We start from the raw sequence: 20,811 nt of genomic DNA, 5'->3' as shown, positions 1-20,811 counted from the left end.
AACGACGCCGAAATCCAGCGTTCGAACGCAATTCTGACAACCCCCGTGCGTCGAATCTCTCTTACGGCCTCATTGCCATTCTGGCTCATCAAGACACTCGGCGCGATGGAAGAGCGTATGGTGCAGCCGGCGCAACAAAAACCACACGCTGAGCGCGACTATCGGGATTGCGAATGCTGCGATGGACTCGGCGCTCAGTCGGCTGCCGAGGGGGTGAAGTATTCCCTTGGCGACGTAGTTGATGAGGCCGACGGTGTAGTAGGTGATCGCGGCAACCGACAGGCCCTCCACCGTCGCATGCAGCTTGAGTTGTACCCCCTGTCTGCGGTTCATCGCCGCGAGCAAGTGTCGGCTACTTTGCTGCTGCTCAATCTCCACCCGTGTGCGAAGCAAGTTGCTGATTCGGGATACGCGTTGGGAGAGCGCGTCCTGACGCCGCGCGACCCACGCGCAGGTTGAGCGCGCCGGCGACAGGCGACGCTTCATGAACTCCCCAATGGTCTGCAATCCCGCAAGGCGCGACTCGCCGATATCGTCGATTCGGCGATCGACAAGCTCAAAGTAAGCGGCGCTTGCCGAAAACCGAGAATGCGTGGCCGCGTACCGGCTCTCGACTTCGCCCGCAAGCTTCGTCAGGCGATCGAGCAGCCGCGGCTCCTCGTTTGAATCCGCCAGGCAAACCGCTTCCGCAAGTTCGGCCAGCTCGCGCTCCGCCGACGCGAGCACTACTGCGCTCTCGCGTGCTACGGGTAATCCGAGCAGGGCTGCCATGCGGTAGGTCTCGATCTCGATCAGCTGCTGCACGAGCCGACCTAGCCGACGCGCTGTCATGCCTCCAGCCAGCAGAACCATGCGCGCGAAACCGTCGGCATGTATGGTCAAATCGGTGTAGACCTCGCCGAACCCGTCGGCCACTGTGGCTCCGAGGAGCGCGTCTTCCTCCAGCACGTGCTTCACCAACGTGCCGCTGCCGAACTCCTTTGAGGAGAGCAACCATAGGTGAAGTGCGGAAAGAAGCTGTCCGGGCAGTGCCGCCAACCAGTCCTGAGGCGCCGCCTCGAGCCCCGTTGGAGGTGCGCGCTCGTCGAAACCAGGCCCATCGAAGGTCCGGGAAAAACTCCAGGTCACGAATTCCGTGTGCAGTTCCCATCGGATGCGGACCGAGCCCACATTGATGCACAGATGAGCGGAGTCGGCGTCCGGCCCAGGGAGATGAAAGTCGCGCAACAAAGCCGCCAGATGCTGACGACTTGCTTCGCGTTGAGCAGCGTCGCACAGCATCACTACGTGCGAGATCGCTGTCGGCGCGGTCATTGCATCCAGCGGCCGCGCGTGAATTTCATTGTGCAGCACCGCCCGTTGTGGGTGCCCACTGGATTCGCTTATCTGGCTGCTTCCGTCGCGAATGGAAATATGACTCCACGGCATTCGCAACATCACAGCTCCATCACAGCGAAAATTGCCTCGGCGACAACAGGCACCCTTCCCCCAATTGAACGCTCATGATCGGCGGCGCGGCAGCCACGCCACTCACACGTCAAGCGGTCCAATGGGAATTTTGGGCTTCGGCTCCCGGCTATCGTTTGGCGCCTTAGGGATTTCGCCTGGCGTTTCACCAATCAGCATCACTGTCCTTTCAATTAATTGGTCTGCAGAATGATCCGCAAGCCTGTCGCAGTTTGGTTATGTGATGCCCTTGTTCTCCACGTACCGGGTATGCAGCTTCTGCATACCCCCGAGCCAGCGATCGTAGTCCTGGGCTTTGTCCAAGAAGTAGTTCGCGACTTCTGGATGCGGGAGTATCAGGAATTCCTCCCCGAGCATTCCCCGCACGATACTCTCTGCGACCTGGTCGGCAGTCAGGACGCCATCCACGGCCGCCGACCCTCTTCCTGCAAGGATGGGAGATGTGGCAACTGACTGCGGACACAGGCACGACACACGCACGCCGCGGCGCCCGTACGCGATGCGCAGCCACTCAGCGAAACCGACTGCCGCGTGCTTCGTGACGGCGTACGGCGGGCACTCGACGATGTTGAGCAGCCCCGCGGCCGAAGCAGTGATCACGAAGTAGCCTTCGCCGCGCTCCACCATGCCGGGCACCACCGCGCGCGCAGCCCATACGTGTGCCATGGCGTGAACTTCCCACATCCTTTGCCAGATCGCGTCATCCAGCTCGATGCCTCCGCGGGTCCCGATGATGCCGGCGTTCGAAAAGAAGATGTCGACTTGCCCGAACCGATCTTTCGTCTGGGCCACGAGCGCCTGGATTTCGGCCTCGCGGCTCACGTCGCATTTCATGGCGAACCCGCCGATCTCGGACGCCACGCGCTGTGCGTTTTCCATGTCGAGATCGGAGACGACCACGGCGCGCGCGCCTTCCTGAGCGAAACGGCCGGCCGCGGCGGCGCCTATGCCGTTGCCGCCGCCTGTGACGATGGCGACCTTGCCACAAATTTCCAAGATGTCTCCTTCAGGAAGTACCCATCGCCGCGGACGCTTGCCGGTGCTGCTCCTGCAGCTCGCGCCACTGAATCTTGCCCGTGCCGGACCTCGGAAGCTGCTCGACAAACTCCACGATCCGCGGCGCCTTGTAGGCGGCCATGCGCTCACGCGACCAATCGATGATCTGCTGCTCCGTGACCTGGCCGCGATATGCGGGTTTCAGCACGACGAGCGCCTTCACCGTCTCGCCGCGCTTCGCATCGGGCACTGCGATCACACACGCCTCGTGGATCGCGGGATGCGCATACATCGTGCTTTCGACTTCTGCCGGCCAGACCTTGTAGCCCGCGGCATTGATCATGCGCTTGAGGCGATCGCGCATGAAGAAATAGCCCTCCTCGTCCATCGCAGCGAGATCGCCAGTACGGAAGAACCGCTTGCCCTCGATTTCGACAAACGACTCGGCGTTCGCTTCGGGCTTGTTCCAGTAGCCCAGCATCACCTGCGCGCCGTGAGTGATCAGCTCGCCCACCGCTCCGACGGGCAACTCTTCGAGCGTCTCCGGGTCGACGATGCGCGAGTCCACACCCTGCGCCGGGATGCCCAGGCACTGCCGTTTGGTGCGTCCGATTGGGTTGCAGTGGAGGAATGAAGCCGTTTCGGACAGGCCATAGGACTCGACGAATGTGAGGCCGTAACGCTTCGCAAGCATCGCCGCCACAGGTTCCGGCATCGCTGCGCCGCCGCCGCCGAGGAAAGTGAGGCTCGATAAGTCACGCGCGGACGCCTCGGGGGCGGAGAACAGGTCCAACACCATCGCGGGTGCGGCGGTCCACGTGCTGACGCGATGTTCTTCGATGAGGCGTGCAGCCGCCTGCGCATTCCAACGCGGCATCATGACAGCGGTCGCACCGAGCAGGACGGGGATATTCATCGTGTTCTGCATGCCCATGATGTGGAACAGCGGCGCGACGGTGAGGAATACCGATTCGGCGTGCAGGCCCTTCCAGACCACCGACGAAGCGATCGCCGCGACGAGGTTTGAATGCGCAAGCATGCAACCCTTCGGCTGGCCGGTGGTGCCGGAGGTGTAGAGCATCACGGCGAAGTCTTCGTGCCGGGGCTCGCCCGTCGGCACGCCCTCTGTCGCCGCGATCTCCTCGAAGAAATGCAGCTTCGGCCCCGTATGAGGCCGTCGCGGCTCGACCACCCAATCGGGCTGGTCGTCCTTTAGCGCGATCGCTTCGGAGTACGCGTGCACGATGACACCATCGAGCAAATCGAGCGGCGCCTCTTGGAGCAGATCCTGCGCGACGAACGCGACCCGCGCGCCGCTGTCCGCCGCGTAGTAGCGCATCTCACTGGCCTTGCTCATCGGATTGATGGTCACGACCACGGCTTGAGCGCGCAAGATGGCGTAGTACGCCATGACGAATTGCGGGCAGTTCTGGCTAGCGATTAGCACCCGGTCCCCAGGGCGGACGTTCAACTGCCGCTGGAGGAACGCGGCGAGCGCATCCACCCGCGCCATCAGTCGCGAATACGTCGTCGTGGCCCCTGCATACACGATCGCGGGCTTGTCCGGATAATGCTTCGCCGCCGTTTCCAAGTACTCAACGAGCGTCGCGCGCGGCACGACAAGCCCCTTGGCCACGCCTTTTGGCCATTGACGGAAGTGCAGCGCTCCTTGACGTGCGGTCATCATCCCTCCCGTCGAGCTAGTAGCCGCGCTGCAGGTCGACGACATTGCGTAGCGGTTTTTCCTCGAGAAACCGTTGCAGGTTTTCGGCGAAGATCTCGAAGACCTGCGCCGTGTAGTCGTCCGGGTAACCGGAGATGTGAGGGCTGACGATGACGTTCGGCAACGTCCACAGCGGGCTGTCCGGCGGGAGTGGTTCTCGCTCAAACACGTCGAGCAGGGCTCCCGCGATCGTACCTGAACGCAGTGCCTCGATTAGGTCGCTTTCTACCACCACCGAGCCGCGCGCGATGTTCACGAGGAAGGCGCTGGGGCGCATCCGGTGAAGCTGCTCGTGGCCGATGAGCCGAGTCGTCTCAGGAGTGTGCGGAACCGCGAGGACGACGAAATCGGAGAGTCGAAGCAGCTCGTCGAGTGCGGTCGTCGGCAGCAGCCTGTCGACGAAGGGTACCGGCTCGGAGACGTCGCGCTTCGTGCCTATGACCGTCATGCCGGCGCTCTCGGCGCGCCGAGCGATGGCGGTGCCAATCGAGCCGACGCCGACAATGCCGAGCGTCCGCCCCGCAAGCCGGGGCACCATGCGCGGCCGCCATTCCTTGCGCGACTGCTCGCGCATCAGCCGCACGAAATCCCAGTGCAGCATACCCATGCCGGTCATCACAAAGTCCGCAATGATGTCGCCGTGGACGCCGCGCGCATTCGTCACAACGAGCTTGCCGAGCCTCTCGCGCATCGGCAGGATCCAGTCGACGCCCGCGTTGCTGCACTGGAACCAGCGCAGCCGCCGCGCCTTGGCGAACACCTCGGCCGGAACGCGGGGCGCGAGCAAGACGTCTGCCTCCGCCACGTGCGCTTGGAGCGAGTCCGCGTCCTTCGCATCCACCACGCGAACATCCGGAAAGCGCTTGCGGATCAGCGCCGAATATTCATCGGCAGCGGCTTCGCTGACGACGACAGTGAGCGGGGGCGCCGGCTTCAAAGCGCCTCCGGCGCGAGTGCATGAATGCGCTGGCTGCTCGCAAGACGCACCCACTTGTCGACCATTGAATTCAAACGCGGGGAACTCTCGATCACGCCGTCGAGCGTGTTCACGCCGTGCGCCGCCGCGGTTGCGCTCGGGTGCGCCGCAACCCGGGCGGCGCAAAATGCCAGTCCTTGCATTTGCACGAACCCGCAACGTCCGCGAGTGACCTCCAGTGCTGCATTGCCTTCCTGATGCTCTCCGCCCATATCTAAGCCCCCTTTTCGTGGCAGCCACTGGCCGCCGAACTGGCATTCAAAAAACTGTCTTTCGTCGTGCTTGTACCCAACTTCAGCGTGTTGCTAGGCTAGCGGCCTTTCAGCGGCAGGTACCCGAGATGGCTGCCCGCATCGACGAACAGGATCTCGCCAGTAATGCCGGAAGCGCTAGTGAGAAAGAATACGGCGGCCTCGGCGGACTGTTCCGCGGTGCCGACCATGCGAAGCGGGGTGACCTCGGCCATCTTTTCCTTGAACTTGTCGTATTCCGCTTCTCCCATCCCGTTGAGAAGCCATCGCCCCTGGATGACGCCCGGACAAACCGTGTTGACACGCACCGCCGGACCCAGCCAGCGCGCCAGTGCAAGCGTCATGGTGTTGAGCCCACCCTTTGACGCGACGTACGGGATCGAACTGCCATTGCCCGTGCCGCCAGCAATGGATGAGATGTTAACGACCGAACCGCGCTCCTCGCGCTCTTCCCACTGCTTCTTCATCGTGGGCCACACGGCGCGGGTCATCATGTAGGGGCCGGCGACGTTCACGCGCATGATGCGCTCGAAGTCCTCGGGGGTCACGTCCTCGAGATCGCGCTCTTTCTGGAACTTGGTGGTCGCAGCGTTGTTGATGAGGCCGTCGATGCGGCCCCACTTCTCCAACGTTGCCGCCGCCAGCCTGCGGCAATCAGCGTCTCTCCCCACGTCTGCCTGCACCAGAATCGCATCGACTCCTTTGGACTTGACCTTCGAAAACGTTTCCTCGGCCTCAATTTTGCTTTTGCTGTAGTTGATCGCGACGTTCCAGCCGCGATCCGCCAGTTCGAACGCGCAGGCGGCACCCAAGCCCGTCGCCGATCCGGTCACAATTGCCACTTTGGCCATGTTCACCTTTCCTCTCGCTCGTGAAGTGATGGACGAAGCATAGAGCCGCTCGCGAGTCGGTTTCGCTCGATGTCGGCCGCCATATCGCCGCAATGCTGCGTCTGCCCGGGCGAAATGAGAATCCTTGATTTTTTAAGCGATGTCCCGAACATGGTCGACGCGTGAATGACGATTACGGTCCATCTCGCCCGCATAAACTCATGCGGGGTGCCTGGCAAGCAAAGAAGGGAACGCCGAACTGAGGCCATCTCCGACACTCAGTGCACGAGACACCCGCAGCGGCAACGGCGGCAGACGGGCCACGAACTCCCGCGCGTCAGCCGCCCACGGCCCATGCCGACAGGCACGGCGAGCGTGACCTAGCGTCGAATTCGCACCTGATCGCGCCCCAGTCTCATTGCATCCTGACCAGCCGGACCTGGCCGGGATGATCGGCGTATCCACTTGCTCAACAGTGTGATCTTGGTGGCCCTGGACAGCGTTTCGAAAGCCACCAAACACGAGCTGGAATTGCGCGAGGTTGCCACAAAACCACTGCTCGCAGTGCGCTCGCTGAAGTCGTAAAAATCGACGTCAGCCAGGGCTTAGACGAGGTCGCGGCGAATCCCTTCACGCAATGCCGCTCTGGCGCAGAAATGCAGCTTAGCCATGGGATATTTCGGTTACTACCAGATGGAGGAGATCGCTAGTATCAGTTCCGAGACTGGAGCATATGCAGCTCTGTCAAAAAAGGAGAAGACGAACATGCTTTCAGAAGCGTTCATTACCTGTGCCGTCACAGGAGGTGGGCCGGCCAAACGACCGAATGTGCCGGTCACCCCCGAGGAGATCGCTGAATCCGCTATCGAGGCAGCGCGGGCCGGCGCGGCGATCGTTCACATCCACGTGCGCGATCCCGAAACCAAAAATGGCTCCCGAGATCCCGCGCTGTATCGCGAAGTGGTTCGACGCATTCGGAAGTCGGATGTGGATGTGGTACTCAACCTGACCGCGGGGATGGGCAGCAACCTCGTGCTAGCTGGGGGGGAATCTCCGCTTCCGGCGTTGGCTGAGTCGGACATGGCGGGCCCGCTCGAACGGCTCGTTCACGTCGAAGAGTTGCGCCCCGAGATCTGCTCCCTCGATTGCGGTTCGATGAACCTCAGGGACGAACTTGTCATGGTCCACACCGCCGGGATGGTGCGTGCTATGGCCGCACGCGTACGAGAACTCGGTGTGCGTCCTGAGCTGGAAGTGTTCGATACCGGACACCTGTGGATTATCCACGAGCTGTTAAACGAGGGACTGCTCGACGACCACCCGCTGATTCAGTTGTGCATGGGCATTCCCCACGGCGCGCCGGACGATCCTACTACGCTGATGGCGTTGGTGAACCGGCTGCCGCCGCGCGCCATCTACTCGGCCTTCTCCATTGGACCGATGCAACTTCCGTATGTTGCCCTGGCGCCACTCGCCGGTGCGAACGTGCGTGTGGGGCTGGAAGATAACCTGTACCTCTCCCGCGGGCGGTTGGCCACTAACGCCGAGCTCGTGCAGCGAGCGGCTGAGATTCTCGAGCGCATCGGTGTGCGAGTGATGCCCCCAGATGAAGTGCGCGAGAAGCTCAAGCTCAAAGTTCAGGCCTGAAGCGCCAAATGGAGTGCTTTGGGCTCGCGCTAGCGGTGCGGCGCAGCGAAACGCGTGCGCTCGTGGGAGTCGCCGCGTAACCGCGTTCACCAGAACCGCTGAATAGAACCGTGCAACAGGAGAAACGAATGACCAAGTTGGATGACAAGAGCGGCGAACCGCAATCTGCGGGAGGAAGCTCCTTGAAGGGGCGCGTCGCATTGGTAACGGGAGCGGCAGGAGGGCTTGGAAAAGCTATCGTGGCCGAACTGCGCGAACGCGGTGCGGACGTACATGGCGTGGACATAGGCGGTGACGGTCTCTTCCACGCGGACCTTGCCACTTCGAGCGGGAATCGGGACATGATCAGCCATGTTCTTGCAGCCGCTGGACGTCTCGACATCCTTGTGTTGAATGCCGGATGTCAGTTCGTCGCCCCGATCGATCAGTTTCCGGATGCCGAATGGAGTCGCCTCCTTGACGTGATGCTGAATGGACCATTCTTCGCCATCAAGGCGGCATGGCCCGCTTTGACGAAATCACCCGGTGGGCGCGTTGTGGTGACCGCATCCACCGCAAGCTTCGGCGGGGCTCGGGAGAAAGCTGCATATACCGCGGCAAAGCACGGAGTGCTCGGTCTCGTCCGGACGGCCGCATTGGAGGGCGCTCCGTATGGCCTGACGGTTAACGCGGTCGCACCGGGCTGGTTGGATACCGCGATGATGCGTGGCCAACTTGAGGTTCAGGCCGCAACCATGGGCGTAAACACCGACGAGGTTCTTGCGCGTTTTCGGGCCGCTCAGCCGAGTAATCGCTTCGTGGACGTTCGTGAGGTCGCAGCAACCGTTGGCTTTCTTGCGAGCCCTCTTGCCTCTGGCGTCAACGGCGCGTGTGTTCCGGTCACCTCCTAGTGAAAGCCTGCTGCAACGCTAGGGGCTGAGGCAACAAAGTGAAAACATTCTTGGGTACACACGGAATTCACATCAATCGACACCGCGCTGCCGTTGGAATGGCATCGGCCGCACCGGATTGGACGCCGCCCACCCGCCATTATGTCGACGTGAGATTTCTACGCTCTGAACCGGACGCCAGCGCTTCGCCCGCCCGAGCGCATTCAACCACGACGGAATGGCGACCCAGGAACGAAAGGGCTGGTTGGCATGCGAAGTGACGCAGTGTCGTTGAGAGACGTGCTTGACGTGATTGAGCCTGAGCGAATCGAGTCAGATCGCTTCCGCGGACGCAGTCTGGACTTGAAATGGGGATACGCTTTCGGTGGACAGCTTGTGGCCCAGTCGCTCGCAGCTGCCGAGCAGACGATTCAGGAGGGTCGGGACGCGCATTCGGTTCACGGGTACTTCCTGCGTCCATGTGATGTCCACAAGGCGATCACTTACCAAGTGGAGCGGCTGCGCGACGGCAAAAGCTTTGCCAGTCGCCGCGTCGACGCAATGCAGGATGGCCGTGCCGTCTTCACGATGACGGCCTCGTTCCAGCGTGAGGAGCCTGGGGTCGAGCATCAGGAGGTCAAGCCGCAAACATCGGGCCCTGAGGGTCTCCTCTCTCAAGCAGAGATCGCTCGCAAGTACATGGACACCATGCCGGCGGCGGCTCGCGAGCAGCTAACCTTCGAACGTGTGTTTGAAATCCGTCCAGTGGATCCCGCCGACATCCTGAACCCTGTATCCAAGCCGCCGCTGCGCAGCGTCTGGTACCGCAGCGCCTGCTCCCTCCCGAACCGCCCGGCCCTACACCGGTACCTCCTCGCCTATGTGTCCGACATGCACCTGCTATCGGCGGCGATGCTGCCGCACGGACTGACCTGGAATACGCCCGGCTTGCAGTCCACCAGCCTGGATCACGTCATTTGGTTCCACCGCCCGTTCCGAATGGACGAGTGGCTCCTGCACGTCATGGATGGTCCCTCGGCCAGCGGCGCTCGCGGCCTTGCACGAGGCCAGTTTTTCACACAAGACGGCAGGCTGATTGCTTCCACCGCCCAGGAAGGGTTGATACGGCTTCAGAACTGAGCCTGCGAACGAAAGACTCGAACAGTTCGGTCGACGACCGTCTTATTGTCCCGGTCGCCCTATTTGCGGAAAGCAGCATGTAGTCTGCTAAACACCGAGGGAATCGCCGACTCCTTTTCTGCGATTCTTAGCTTCGCGAACTGGCGTGACGTGCCGAATGCCCTGGCAGTCAGCGGCATGGTGCTGACCTTGATCGCTGCGTCGCACTGGTGCGCGGGAACAGATCTACGACTGCATAGCGTTCCTGCCCGCAAAGAAACACACGAAACGACCACGCTTGCGCACGCGAGCAGGGCAATCTGCCTGAGGCCGAGGGGGCTCCTTGTCAGCGCGGTTCTCTCGGCGTGGCGGGGCATCATCACGCGTTTGGTGAGCAGGGAAATTCCTTCCCTCGTTCTCGCGTTAATCACGATCGCTTCATGACGGCCTGTGCAGGCGCCTGGGAATCCGTGCAGGAGTGGCGAGCAGTGACCACCATTGAAATCGTCAGTTGCGGGTTGGACGATGAGCATAACGCTCGTGAATCCGCCAGCGGTCGCCAGCCACCGGACCGCACTCACACGCTCCCGGAATGCGATGACCGCAAGCAGCGTGGCGACCAAGGGAGTTGCCATGTAGATGGCGATCGCGTTGGCGGAGCGGCGACACGAGCCCGAGGAGGTAGGGAATGGGCGACGGGCGTCGAGCCCCGTTTTCAGGAGCACGCGACCACTCATGAGCAGCACGAAACCGCACTCGGACCACCACCCACCAGGAAAGTAGTAAGGCCGTTGCGGAAACGCCGCGCACACAAACATCACCTGCGAAAGCGGCAGGACTGGCTCGCCACCTTGACGAGCGCGTCATCCTGACAATGCTCGCAACCTCGACAAACATGGCCCGGATTCCCCGTCGGTTAGGTGGAATCACGTGTCGACGTGCGTCCAGTCTACCGGACTTCCAGGATCGCGAGCTGGCGTCTTCCCCGCGCTCATGCCGACGCGCGACCGCGGAAGCACACTGCGCAGAAGCATGGGAGCACAACAGCGGACAGCTGCCTTCTTGGCGAACTGCATCAGCAACTGCTCGCCGACTTGGTTGCGTTCTAGCATCTAGGGCCTATGCAAAGCGTGCTAAACCGTTCGCAGCTTAGTCGCGGCCGGCGACGCCTAAAACGAGCGCGAAACCTCAGATTTGCGCGTGTTTTTGCCGCGTCAGAATCATGAGGCGGCGACTTGCGCAAAATCTGCGCCAACTCGGGATCAACGCAGAATAACGGAGGAACTCCAGCTTTTTTTGCGGTAAGCCGAGGGACGCCCTCCGCAAGAATCCTCGACATCGCACCGGCACTCAAGAAAGTCGAGAAAAGTATGTCCGCAGTTCCCCGCGCCAATCCCTTGGATGAAGTCATTGCACGCGATCGAGAAAGCGTGCTGCATCCGTTCGTGAACCTGTTCGCGTATGCGCACGGTCAGGCCGAGTCCACCGTCGTTGATAGTGGCAAGGGATCGCGCATCCGCGACGCGGCTGGTCGCGAATACCTCGACGGGTTTGCAGGCCTGTACTGTGTGAACATCGGCTACGGCCGCACTGAAGTGGCCGAAGCGATATCTAGGCAGGCGCACAAGCTCGCCTTTGCACACAGCTACGCTGGCCAGACCACCGAGCAACTCGCGCGCCTATCGCACCGGCTGGTCGCGATGGCGCCGGGCAGGATGAGCAAGGTGTTCTATGGTCTCTCTGGATCCGACGCCAACGAAACGAACGTCAAGCTGGTGTGGTACTACAACAACCTGCGCGGCAAACCTCAGAAGAAAAAGATCATCGCCCGCGATCGCGGCTATCACGGCTGCTCCATCGTCTCGGGGTCGCTCACTGGCATGAGCTTCTATCATGCCTACATGGACCTCCCAGTGGCCGGCGTCCTGCACACAGGAGTGGCTCACCACTATTGGGGCGCCACCGAGGGTGAAACGGAAGAGCAGTTCTCCATGCGCCGCGCGCGCGAACTCGACGAGCTCATCACGCGAGAAGGCCCGGACACAGTGGGCGCGTTTATCGCCGAGCCCGTGATGGGCACCGGCGGGATCACGCCTCCGCCGAAGGGCTACTGGGCGGCAATCCAGAAGGTGCTGCTGAAGCACGATGTGTTGCTCATCGCCGACGAAGTGATCACCGGCTTTGGCCGAACGGGCGCGATGTTCGGCTGCGACATGTACGGGATTGAGCCGGACCTGATCACGTTGGCCAAGGGGCTGACCTCGGCGTACGTGCCGCTGTCGGCGTCCATGGTGAGCGAGCGCGTCTACCAGGTGATGGAAAACGGCGCCGAGACTGTCGGTGCGTTCTCACATGGCTACACCTACTCGGGCCATACGCTCGGTGTCGCAGCCGCCAATGCGGTTCTCGACATTGTCGAGCGCGAGGACATCCCGGGGCAGGCTAAACGCACCGGAGCGCACTTCCAGCGGGGGCTGGCCCAGGCGTTTGGCAGCTGCCCGATCGTGGGTGAAGTGCGCGGGGTAGGCATGATGGCGGCCGTCGAGTTCATGACGGACCCGAAGACCAAAACGCGCTTCGATCCAGCCCTTAAGGTTGGAGCACGCATCTCACAAGCCTGCCGGGATCGCGGCCTGCTTGCGCGCGCCATGCCGCACGGCGATATTCTCGGCTTTTCACCTCCGCTCACAATGAGCGTGGCGGAAGTCGACGAGATGGTAGGCATCGCGGCCGAGGCGACCGAGCAGGTAATGAATCAGCTCTAATCGCATGGGGAGAGTAGGACCGCGAAACTGTATGCCGCAGTGGTGTCGGCGCTGAGCGATTTCTCGTCAAGCCCGAGTTGCTCGATATCTGCCTTCGAGGTCGTGGGCAACACTCCGGAGCAGTTTGTGCAGCTCTAGATCAGCAAGTTCACCCGCTGGAACAATGCTCGAAACACGCAAGATCACTGCTGATTGACCAACGTCCAACTGCCCGACCATGACCGAACCCCGCCGCATCCGTATGCACAAGGCCGACAACGTCGCCATCGTTGTGAACGATGCCGGTCTCGATTCGGGCGCGAAGTTCGCGGACGGCCTCGTCGTGCGCGACCGCGTCCCTCAAGGGCACAAGATCGCCCTGCGCGACCTGAAGGACGGCGAGGCAGTAGTGCGCTACAACGTCACGATCGGCTACGCGCTCCGCGACATCCCCGCCGGCAGCTGGGTGCACGAACGGCTGCTTCGCATGCCCGACGCACGGCCGCTCGACGACCTGCCCAAGCCGAATTTTGCGCCGCGCGCCGTCGAGCCGATCGAGCGCTACACCTTCGAAGGCTATCGCAGTGCAGACGGGTCGGTCGGCACGCGCAACCTGCTCGCCATCACCCAGACCGTGCAATGCGTCGCCGGCGTCGCACGCGTCGCGGTCGAACGCATTCGGCGGGAACTGCTTCCGCGATTTCCAAACGTCGATGGCGTGGTCGTGCTCGAACACGGCTATGGCTGCGGAGTGGCGATCGACGCACCAGGCGCCGAGATCCCGATCCGCACGCTGCGCAACATCTCGCTCAACCCGAATTTCGGCGGCGAAGTGATGGTGATCAGCCTCGGTTGCGAGAAGCTGCAGCCGGACCGCTTGATGCCTGCAGGGTCCTTCCCAGTGCCGGTCGCGACCGAAAGGAAACTCGACGTCGTCGTCCTGCAAGATCACAAGCACACGAGCTTCCAGTCGATGATCGATTCAGTCGTGCAGCAGGCGATCCCGCACCTCGAGCGACTGAACGCGCGCAAGCGCGTGACCGTCCCAGCCAGCGAGCTGGTCGTCGGCGTGCAATGCGGCGGCAGCGACGCATTTTCCGGCGTTACCGCGAACCCGGCTGTGGGTTACTGCACCGACCTGCTCGTGCGGGCCGGCGCGACGGTGATGTTCTCCGAGACGACGGAAGTGCGCGATGCGGTGGACCAGCTCACGTCGCGCGCAGTGAACGGCGACGTTGCGCAGGCGATCATCGACGAGATGGCCTGGTACGACCAGTACCTGAAGCGCGGCAGCGTCGACCGCAGCGCGAACACCACGCCGGGTAACAAGGAGGGCGGCCTCGCCAACATCGTCGAGAAAGCGATGGGCTCCATAGTGAAGTCAGGCAGCGCGCCGATCTCCGGCGTCGTCAAGCCCGGCGACAGGTTGAATGGCCAGCGCGGCCTGATCTACGCGGCGACACCCGCCAGCGATTTCATCTGCGGCACGCTGCAGCTCGCGGCCGGCATGAACCTGCATGTGTTCACCACCGGGCGAGGCACGCCGTACGGCTTGGCGGAAGCGCCGGTGATAAAAGTCGCGACTCGCACCGAACTCGCGAACCGCTGGAGCGATCTCATCGACGTCAACGCTGGCCAGATCGCGGACGGAACGAAGACGATAGAAGAAGTCGGCTGGGAACTGTTCCGCCTGATGCTCGACGTCGCGAGCGGCCGCAAGCACACGTGGGCCGAGCACTGGCAACTCCACAATGCATTGGTACTGTTCAACCCGGCTCCGGTGACCTGAACCGACACATGACCTCTCCCATCGGGCAGCAAAATGCGGGCCGTCCCCGTGGCCGGTGGCCGGTGGCCCCTCCATGATCTGCTTCACGGACGGCCGCGGCACCGCTACGGCTGCGCGCCCACGCCGTCGCTCAAGTTCTCGACCAACACGGCCCTCTCGCAGCGGCAGGAGGAAGACATGCACGCCACCTGCGGCGATGCAGGAGATGGGCGAGCGCATCTTCCACCTGGTGCTTGCCATCTGTGGCCAAAATGACCAAGAGCGAACAGCATGGCTACGGCGAAAACGAATTTGTGCAGAGGCAAGTTTGCGCATGATGTAAAAAGGAAATGTCGAAAAGTCCTCCAAATCAATAAGCTGCGCAAAAGGAGCGCAGCGATCCTGCGCGCGGGCCGCTAGCAGGGCAGAAGAAGCCAAGCAGGGTGCCGACAACCTGGTGCCCTGCCAACCTGAGCGGCCACGACTCGCACGGCGTGGACATGATCCGCGCTACGTCGAGGCGGCGCTCAAAGGCGGGCTGAAACCGAACACCTCGATGAAGGTCACGCTCGACGCGGCCTCGCTTGTCGCGATGGACGGGCATCGGGCAGGTGATGGGCGTGTGGGCAATGGGGCTCGCTATGGCGCGCGCCAGCGAAACCGGCAGCTGCATCTTCGCGCTCGCGCATGCGCACCCCTCGGTCGCATTGGGAACTTCGCCGAAATGGCCGTGTCGCAGGGGCTCATTTCGATTCATTTCGTGAACGTGCTGTCACGCGAGTGTGGCGCCGTGGGGCGGCGGCGACGGCCGCTTCGGCACCAACCCGTTCTGCTGCAGAATTCCATTAAAAGGCCGCGGGCCTTTCATCCTGGACTTCGCGACCAGTCGCGTCGCGCAGGGCAAGATGCGTGTGGCGCACAGCGAGGGCAAGCAGGTGCACCGGGGCCTGCTGATAGGGCTCGGCACGCGCAGCGCGTTCCGGCAGGAGGCGCTCGCCCTGTCAAGTGGCTGAAGCGAAGCCCGACGACAGCGGCGGCGTACTGAGCGCCGGCGACCTGGAACGAAAGGCACACGCGCAGCGCGAGCGCGCGGGGCTCGCGTGTGGACGAAACTACCTTGGAACGAGATCGCTTCGCGCTGAGGCAATATCGCGGCATGTTTGGGGGACCTAGGCGACTGCGATCGAAACACAGATCGGAATGCCGCTCACCCCACAGCTGATGACCCTGCGGCCTGGAGATCCGCCACGAGTACCTGCTTCGGCCGCACTTTCGTCGGATCACACGGACTTATCAGCCCCGCCAATCGCTTTCGACTCGCGACCCGGATAAAGCGCGAGGCCGCATCACTAGGTTTTTATCACCTTCGCCACCGTCAGGTCGCGTAGGAACTCCGGCACCTGTTCTCTTCAAGTTCCCCCAGCGCGGCCTCCCACCCCATTTGGCTGCGCTCTAGCGTGCCATCCTTGAACTGTTCCACAGTTAGCCGACACACCTCCTCCGGCGGGAGGGTCAGTTCGTGTTCGCCCGCGGCAACTTGTATCTGGCACGCGCGTTCCAGGTAGTAAATGTCGGCAAAGGCTTCCGGAATCGTGCGACCGCATACCAGCAGGCCATGATTGCGGAGGATCATGTGGCGGTTGTCTCCTAAGTCGCGCACCAGCCGTTCGCGTTCGTCGAGGTTTGTCGCAATGCCCTCATAGCCGTGATACGACAGGCGATCATAAAAGCGCAATGCGTGCTGGCTCACGGGTAGCAGGCCGCGCTTCTGCGCACTAACCGCGATGCCGGCCGCCGTATGCGTGTGGACCACACACGTCACGTCGGGGCGCGCCATGTGGATCGCAGAGTGGATGCAAAACCCCGCCGCATTTACCTTGCGTGCGGGCATGTTCTCGTGGTGGCGCTCGGGAATGATGTTGCCATCGAGGTCGATCTTGACCAGATCGGATGCTCGCATTTCATGAAACATCACCCCGTACTGGTTGATCAGGAAGTGGTGCTCCGGGCCCGGTACACGCGCACTGATGTGCGTATAGATCAGGTCCGTCATCCGGTAGTGCGCGACCAGCCGATACAGGGCAGCGAGGTCGCACCGAATCTTCCAGTCCTCTGCAGCCATGTCCGCCGGTACGAATTGAGTTGGTTCGTCATGGGTCATGACGCGATCCAATTGCCGTTGGGCAACGCAGGTAGCTCGGCAATGCGCCAGATGCCGGCCGAACATTCTTTAGCGCGCGTCGCACCGGTGATCGGGAGTGGGGCCATCTCGGAAATTTCTCCTTCGAAGAGCGATGCGCCGCTACCGGGCACACTCGAAAGCATCATAGGTGAGGCTCGATGCGCAAAAGCGTCGAATTTGTCGACTCATGCGCAGGAATCCCGCCGCGCGAGGGCTCGCATCGCCCAAAACCAACTCGCATCCAAACGTAGGATTTCGTCGGCACATCGACCTGAGATCAGTGCCCTGCTTGGGAACATATCATCATCTCTTCTTCAAACAAGACGCGCAAGCCTCATCCGGCTGCGCTCGAGCCCGAAGGCGCGCGGCGCGATACGACAGCTGGCGTGTTGGGCCGCGAACAACCAGCCGCTGGGCTGCGTCCATTTCGCTCGTTCGAAGCGTTCGTACGCGAGCATGCCCGTGCACGGCCTGGGGCCGTCGCCATCCGTCAAGGCGCACGCGCCGTGACTTGGTCTCAGCTTGACACGATGGTCGATCGTGTCGCAGCAACGCTGCAGCACGCCGCCGTGCGGCCGACGCAATCGATCGCAATCTGTGGCGCGAATTCGCTCGAATATATCGCCGTGTTCATCGGTGCGCTGCGCGCAGGAGTCGTCGTCGCACCGCTTCCTTCCGGCGCCACGGCCGACCAGCTCGCAGCGATGGTGGCCGACAGCGGAGCGCTCGTATTCTTCGTCGACGACAGCGTTCCGGCGTTCGAATCTTACCCACCGCGCGTCGCGTTCGACGGCCTTGCGTGCGGGGAGCGGCTGCAGGATTGGCTTCTGCCGCACGGCGCTCGACCTAAGGGCATCGTCGTCCAGCCGGGGTGGCCATTCAACATCATCTATTCGTCGGGCACAACCGGAACTCCGAAGGGTATTGTCCAACCGCACAGCATGCGTTGGGCGCATGTGGTGCGTGGCCACGCCTACGGCTACGGACCTGACTCCATCGTGTTGCTGGCAACGGCGCTGTACTCGAACACAACGCTGGTGCCTTTCTTCTCCGCGCTTGCGTTCGGCGCCGAGGTCGTGTTCACTGAAGGCCGTTTCGATCCGCTTGCGTACTTGGAACTGGCCGAAAAGGTGCGTGCGACACATGCAATGCTGGTGCCGGTGCAATACCAGCGGCTGATGGCGTACCCGAATTTCGATCGATTCGATCTTTCATCGTTCCGACTAAAGTTTTCCACCAGCGCGCCGTTCCCGGCCCCCCTCAAGGCCGACGTGCTGAAGCGCTGGCCGGGTGGCTTGCTGGAGGTCTACGGCATGACCGAAGGTGGAGGAAGCTTCTACCTGGAAGCGCACAAGTTCCCAGACAAACTGCACACGGTCGGCAAGCCGGCACCGGGCCATGACATTCGACTGATCGACGAGGAGTGCCGCGAAGTCCAGCCCGGCAAGGTCGGCGAGGTGGTCGGGCGCTCCCAGGCCATGATGATCGGTTATCACAACCTGCCTGCGAAGACGGCCGAGGCCGAATGGCACGACGACGAAGGCCGCCGCTACATCCGCACTGGCGACGTGGGGAGGTTTGACGAAGACGGGTTCCTCACGCTGCTTGACCGCCGCAAGGACATGATCATCAGCGGCGGCTTCAATATCTATCCAAGCGACATTGAAGCAGTCCTGCGCAGACATCCAAGTGTCGGCGATGTCTCAGTCGTTGGCGTCCCTTCAGAGAAGTGGGGCGAATCGCCGGTCGCCTTCGTGGTGGCAGGCGCGAATGCACCGGAGCCCCGCGCGCTGCTTGAATGGGCGAACGAGCGCCTGGGGAAAATGCAGCGGATCGTCGATCTGCTCTACGTCGGCGATTTGCCGCGCAGCGACATCGGAAAGGTCCTCAAGCGCCAGCTGCGCGAGGCATATCCGATGCGGACACTGGGCAACGCGCTTCAGAAAGGGCCCGTCTAGGCGGAACTGTTTAACAACATCATGAATGAAATAGTCAACTATCAATTACGCGGCCAGGTGGCGATGATCACCATGGAATGTCCGCCTGTGAACAGCCTCGGTTATCCGCTGCGCGTGGCCATCCTGCGTGCAATCGAACGCGCGAACAAAGATGAAGCAGCGCGAGCGATCGTCCTTACGGGGACGCCGGGTGCCTTTTCGGCGGGTGCGGACATCAACGAGTTCAATACCGCCGAGTACACGTGCGAGCCTCGGGTCGCGAACCTCGTACGCATCATCGAAGACAATGCCAAGCCTGTCGTGGCCGCGATTGCCGGCATCTGTTTCGGCGGCGGATTCGAGCTCGCGCTCGCTGCACACTTCCGCGTGGCTCACGAGGATGCGAAGCTGGCGCTACCCGAAGTCAAGCTGGGACTGCTACCCGGCGCGGGCGGCACACAGCGATTGCCTCGCCTCGTTGGACTTGACCGGGCGCTCAACATCATCCTCAGTGGCGACCCGGTGCGCGCGAGGCAGATGACAGAAACCCGTCTACTGGACCTTGTTACGGACGGAGACGTTGTGGCAGCGGCCGAGAAGTTCGCTACCTCCATGCTCGCGGACCGTCGCCCCTTCTTGCGCACGCGAGACCTCGATGTTGCCGATGAGGAAGGCGACGCGTTGATCGAAACCGCCCACAACACCGTCGCCGGCGGCAAGGACCTTGCGCTCCTGCCCGCACGGCGTAAATGCGTGGAAGCGCTCGCCGCCAGCTATTCCAAAAGCTTTGACGAAGGCAGTCAACTAGAACGCGAAGGGTTTCTGAGCCTAGTCCAAAGTGTCGAGGCAAAGGCACTGAGGCATATTTTCGAGGCGCAACGCACTGCGGCGAAGCTGGACGCCCTGCCTAAGGACGCCAATCGCAGGACAATCGCCAAGGTCGGCGTGATCGGCGCGGGCACCATGGGTGGCGGCATAACGATGAATTTCCTGAACGCCGGCCTGCCTGTCGTCCTCGTGGAATCAAGCCAGCAGGCACTCGACCGGGGGCTGGCGACGATTCGGAGGAACTACGAAACCTCGATGAAGAAAGGCAAGGTCACTGCGGCCGACGTGGAGCGGCGCATGGCGCTAATCATGCCTACACTCGACTATGCCCCTCTGCGCGATGCGAACTTGGTGATCGAGGCCGTATTCGAAGAGATGGGTGTGAAAGAACAGGTATTCCGCAGGCTCGACAAAGTCTGTATGCCGGGCGCCATCTTGGCCTCGAACACGTCGTATCTGGACATTGATGGGATCGCGGGGTTCACGAACCGCCCAGGCGACGTGCTCGGCCTGCACTTCTTCAGCCCGGCCAACGTGATGCGCCTGCTCGAGATCGTGCGCGGTGCGAAGACCGCGCCTGACGTGCTTGCAACTTGCCTGGGTCTCGCGAAGAAGATCGACAAGATCGCGGTGATATCCGGCGTATGCGATGGATTCATCGGCAACCGGATGGTCGCGCGCTACCAGGCGGCGGCCCACGGCGCAGTCATAGCCGGTGCCTTGCCGCAGCAGGTTGACCGCGCGCTGCAGGAATTCGGTCTGGCGATGGGACCGCTGCGTATGGGCGACTTGGCCGGGCTAGATATTGGACATGCGACGCGCAAGCGCCGTGCCGCCGAGGCGGGTGTGCCTATGATCCCGTGGATCCATGACAAGCTGGTCGAAGCTGGCCGGCTCGGCCAAAAGACAGGTGCCGGCTGGTATCGCTATGAGCCAGGTACGCGCGACCCGATCCCGGACATCGCGACGGAAAAGATCATTGCGGACTATCAGGCTTCTCATGACGTCCAGCCGCGCAAGGTCGGCGATGAGGAGATCGTGCAGCGCTGCATGTTTGCCTTGGTCAATGAAGGTGCCCGCATCCTCGAGGAGGGCATTGCGGCGCGCGCGAGCGACATCGACCTCGTGTACCTTAACGGCTACGGGTATCCCCCGCAGCGAGGCGGCCCGATGTTCTACGCCGACACCGTCGGTCTGAGCACGATCGTCAGGGAACTGCGCCGGTTTGCTGCCGAGCCGGGCGCTGACGCCTGGTGGCAACCTGCCTCGCTCCTTGTGTCCCTCGCGGAGCAGGGCAAGACCTTCAACGGAAAGTAGCGTTCAATGGTGGTTTCCGTCAATCGCCGAATTTTTGACAAGTATAGATCGCCGCGCGGGCTCAAGGAGAGGTCGAGAGATCCAATGAAAGCATCGGGGTCGCGTCTATTTGCCTCGCGCGAATGCGGTCAATGGACACCGCGGCGGGCAACCTCCG

General features: G+C 62.2%; 15 protein-coding genes and 1 pseudogene. 9 read left to right on the top strand and 7 right to left on the bottom strand.

What is annotated here, in order from left to right:
- Positions 1 to 69: 69 nt before the first annotated feature.
- From HNE04_RS21430 to HNE04_RS21410, 6 genes are all read right to left on the bottom strand, one after another.
- On the bottom strand, positions 70 to 1,428 hold the full coding sequence (locus HNE04_RS21430) for a DUF3422 family protein (protein ID WP_172223822.1): 1,359 nt from the start codon (positions 1,426 to 1,428) through the stop codon (positions 70 to 72).
- Between the two features lie 255 nt (positions 1,429 to 1,683).
- On the bottom strand, positions 1,684 to 2,463 hold the full coding sequence (locus HNE04_RS21425) for an SDR family oxidoreductase (RefSeq protein WP_172223794.1): 780 nt from the start codon (positions 2,461 to 2,463) through the stop codon (positions 1,684 to 1,686).
- A 10-nt stretch (positions 2,464 to 2,473) separates the two neighbouring features.
- Complete coding sequence (locus HNE04_RS21420) at positions 2,474 to 4,147, bottom strand: long-chain-fatty-acid--CoA ligase (protein ID WP_172223793.1); 1,674 nt, start codon at positions 4,145 to 4,147, stop codon at positions 2,474 to 2,476.
- 16 nt (positions 4,148 to 4,163) lie between these two features.
- Positions 4,164 to 5,123, bottom strand: coding sequence for a D-2-hydroxyacid dehydrogenase (locus tag HNE04_RS21415; RefSeq protein ID WP_207717673.1), 960 nt, complete (start codon positions 5,121 to 5,123; stop codon positions 4,164 to 4,166).
- Positions 5,120 to 5,374: a hypothetical protein gene (locus tag HNE04_RS27890; protein ID WP_207717672.1), complete on the bottom strand. Its 255-nt coding sequence runs from the start codon at positions 5,372 to 5,374 to the stop codon at positions 5,120 to 5,122. The genes HNE04_RS21415 and HNE04_RS27890 overlap by 4 nt, the downstream gene beginning before the upstream one ends.
- 98 nt (positions 5,375 to 5,472) lie before the next feature.
- Entirely contained in the window at positions 5,473 to 6,264 is a 792-nt protein-coding gene (locus tag HNE04_RS21410; protein ID WP_172223788.1) for an SDR family NAD(P)-dependent oxidoreductase, read from the bottom strand.
- Positions 6,265 to 7,008: 744 nt separating this feature from the next.
- Here HNE04_RS21410 and HNE04_RS21405 point away from each other — a divergent pair.
- The 7 genes and pseudogenes from HNE04_RS21405 (at position 7,009) to HNE04_RS28445 (ending at position 15,403) form a co-directional block, all read left to right on the top strand.
- The gene (locus tag HNE04_RS21405) at positions 7,009 to 7,890 is read left to right on the top strand and encodes a BKACE family enzyme (RefSeq protein ID WP_172223819.1); all 882 of its coding nucleotides are present in this window, start codon (positions 7,009 to 7,011) and stop codon (positions 7,888 to 7,890) included.
- Positions 7,891 to 8,018: 128 nt separating this feature from the next.
- Entirely contained in the window at positions 8,019 to 8,780 is a 762-nt protein-coding gene (locus tag HNE04_RS21400; protein WP_172223786.1) for an SDR family NAD(P)-dependent oxidoreductase, read from the top strand.
- A 279-nt stretch (positions 8,781 to 9,059) separates the two neighbouring features.
- Entirely contained in the window at positions 9,060 to 9,899 is an 840-nt protein-coding gene (gene tesB / locus HNE04_RS21395) for an acyl-CoA thioesterase II (RefSeq protein ID WP_207717671.1), read from the top strand.
- A 1,376-nt stretch (positions 9,900 to 11,275) separates the two neighbouring features.
- Positions 11,276 to 12,643: an aminotransferase gene (locus tag HNE04_RS21390; protein WP_328700381.1), complete on the top strand. Its 1,368-nt coding sequence runs from the start codon at positions 11,276 to 11,278 to the stop codon at positions 12,641 to 12,643.
- 217 nt (positions 12,644 to 12,860) lie between these two features.
- Positions 12,861 to 14,411 (top strand): galactarate dehydratase, encoded by a 1,551-nt coding sequence (garD, locus tag HNE04_RS21385; RefSeq protein WP_172223780.1) that lies wholly within the window; start codon positions 12,861 to 12,863, stop codon positions 14,409 to 14,411.
- Positions 14,412 to 14,466: 55 nt separating this feature from the next.
- A pseudogene (locus tag HNE04_RS28165) lies at positions 14,467 to 14,728 on the top strand (altronate dehydratase); the annotation flags it as partial.
- A gap of 444 nt (positions 14,729 to 15,172) precedes the next feature.
- Positions 15,173 to 15,403, top strand: a complete 231-nt coding sequence (locus HNE04_RS28445; RefSeq protein WP_328700380.1) for an Ldh family oxidoreductase — start codon at positions 15,173 to 15,175, stop codon at positions 15,401 to 15,403.
- A gap of 362 nt (positions 15,404 to 15,765) precedes the next feature.
- On the opposite strand, the gene HNE04_RS21375 is transcribed toward HNE04_RS28445, so the two are convergent.
- The gene (locus tag HNE04_RS21375) at positions 15,766 to 16,551 is read right to left on the bottom strand and encodes a class II aldolase/adducin family protein (protein WP_172223777.1); all 786 of its coding nucleotides are present in this window, start codon (positions 16,549 to 16,551) and stop codon (positions 15,766 to 15,768) included.
- 407 nt (positions 16,552 to 16,958) lie between these two features.
- On the opposite strand from HNE04_RS21375, the gene HNE04_RS21370 reads away from it, so the two are divergent.
- Positions 16,959 to 18,530 (top strand): class I adenylate-forming enzyme family protein, encoded by a 1,572-nt coding sequence (locus HNE04_RS21370; RefSeq protein WP_172223775.1) that lies wholly within the window; start codon positions 16,959 to 16,961, stop codon positions 18,528 to 18,530.
- Between the two features lie 21 nt (positions 18,531 to 18,551).
- Positions 18,552 to 20,654, top strand: a complete 2,103-nt coding sequence (locus HNE04_RS21365) for a 3-hydroxyacyl-CoA dehydrogenase NAD-binding domain-containing protein (RefSeq protein WP_172223773.1) — start codon at positions 18,552 to 18,554, stop codon at positions 20,652 to 20,654.
- The last annotated feature ends 157 nt before the right edge of the window (positions 20,655 to 20,811 follow it).

Source organism: Caenimonas soli, from assembly GCF_013155545.1.
Taxonomy (GTDB): domain Bacteria; phylum Pseudomonadota; class Gammaproteobacteria; order Burkholderiales; family Burkholderiaceae_C; genus Ramlibacter; species Ramlibacter soli.
This window is presented reverse-complemented; position numbering and strand designations above follow the sequence as displayed.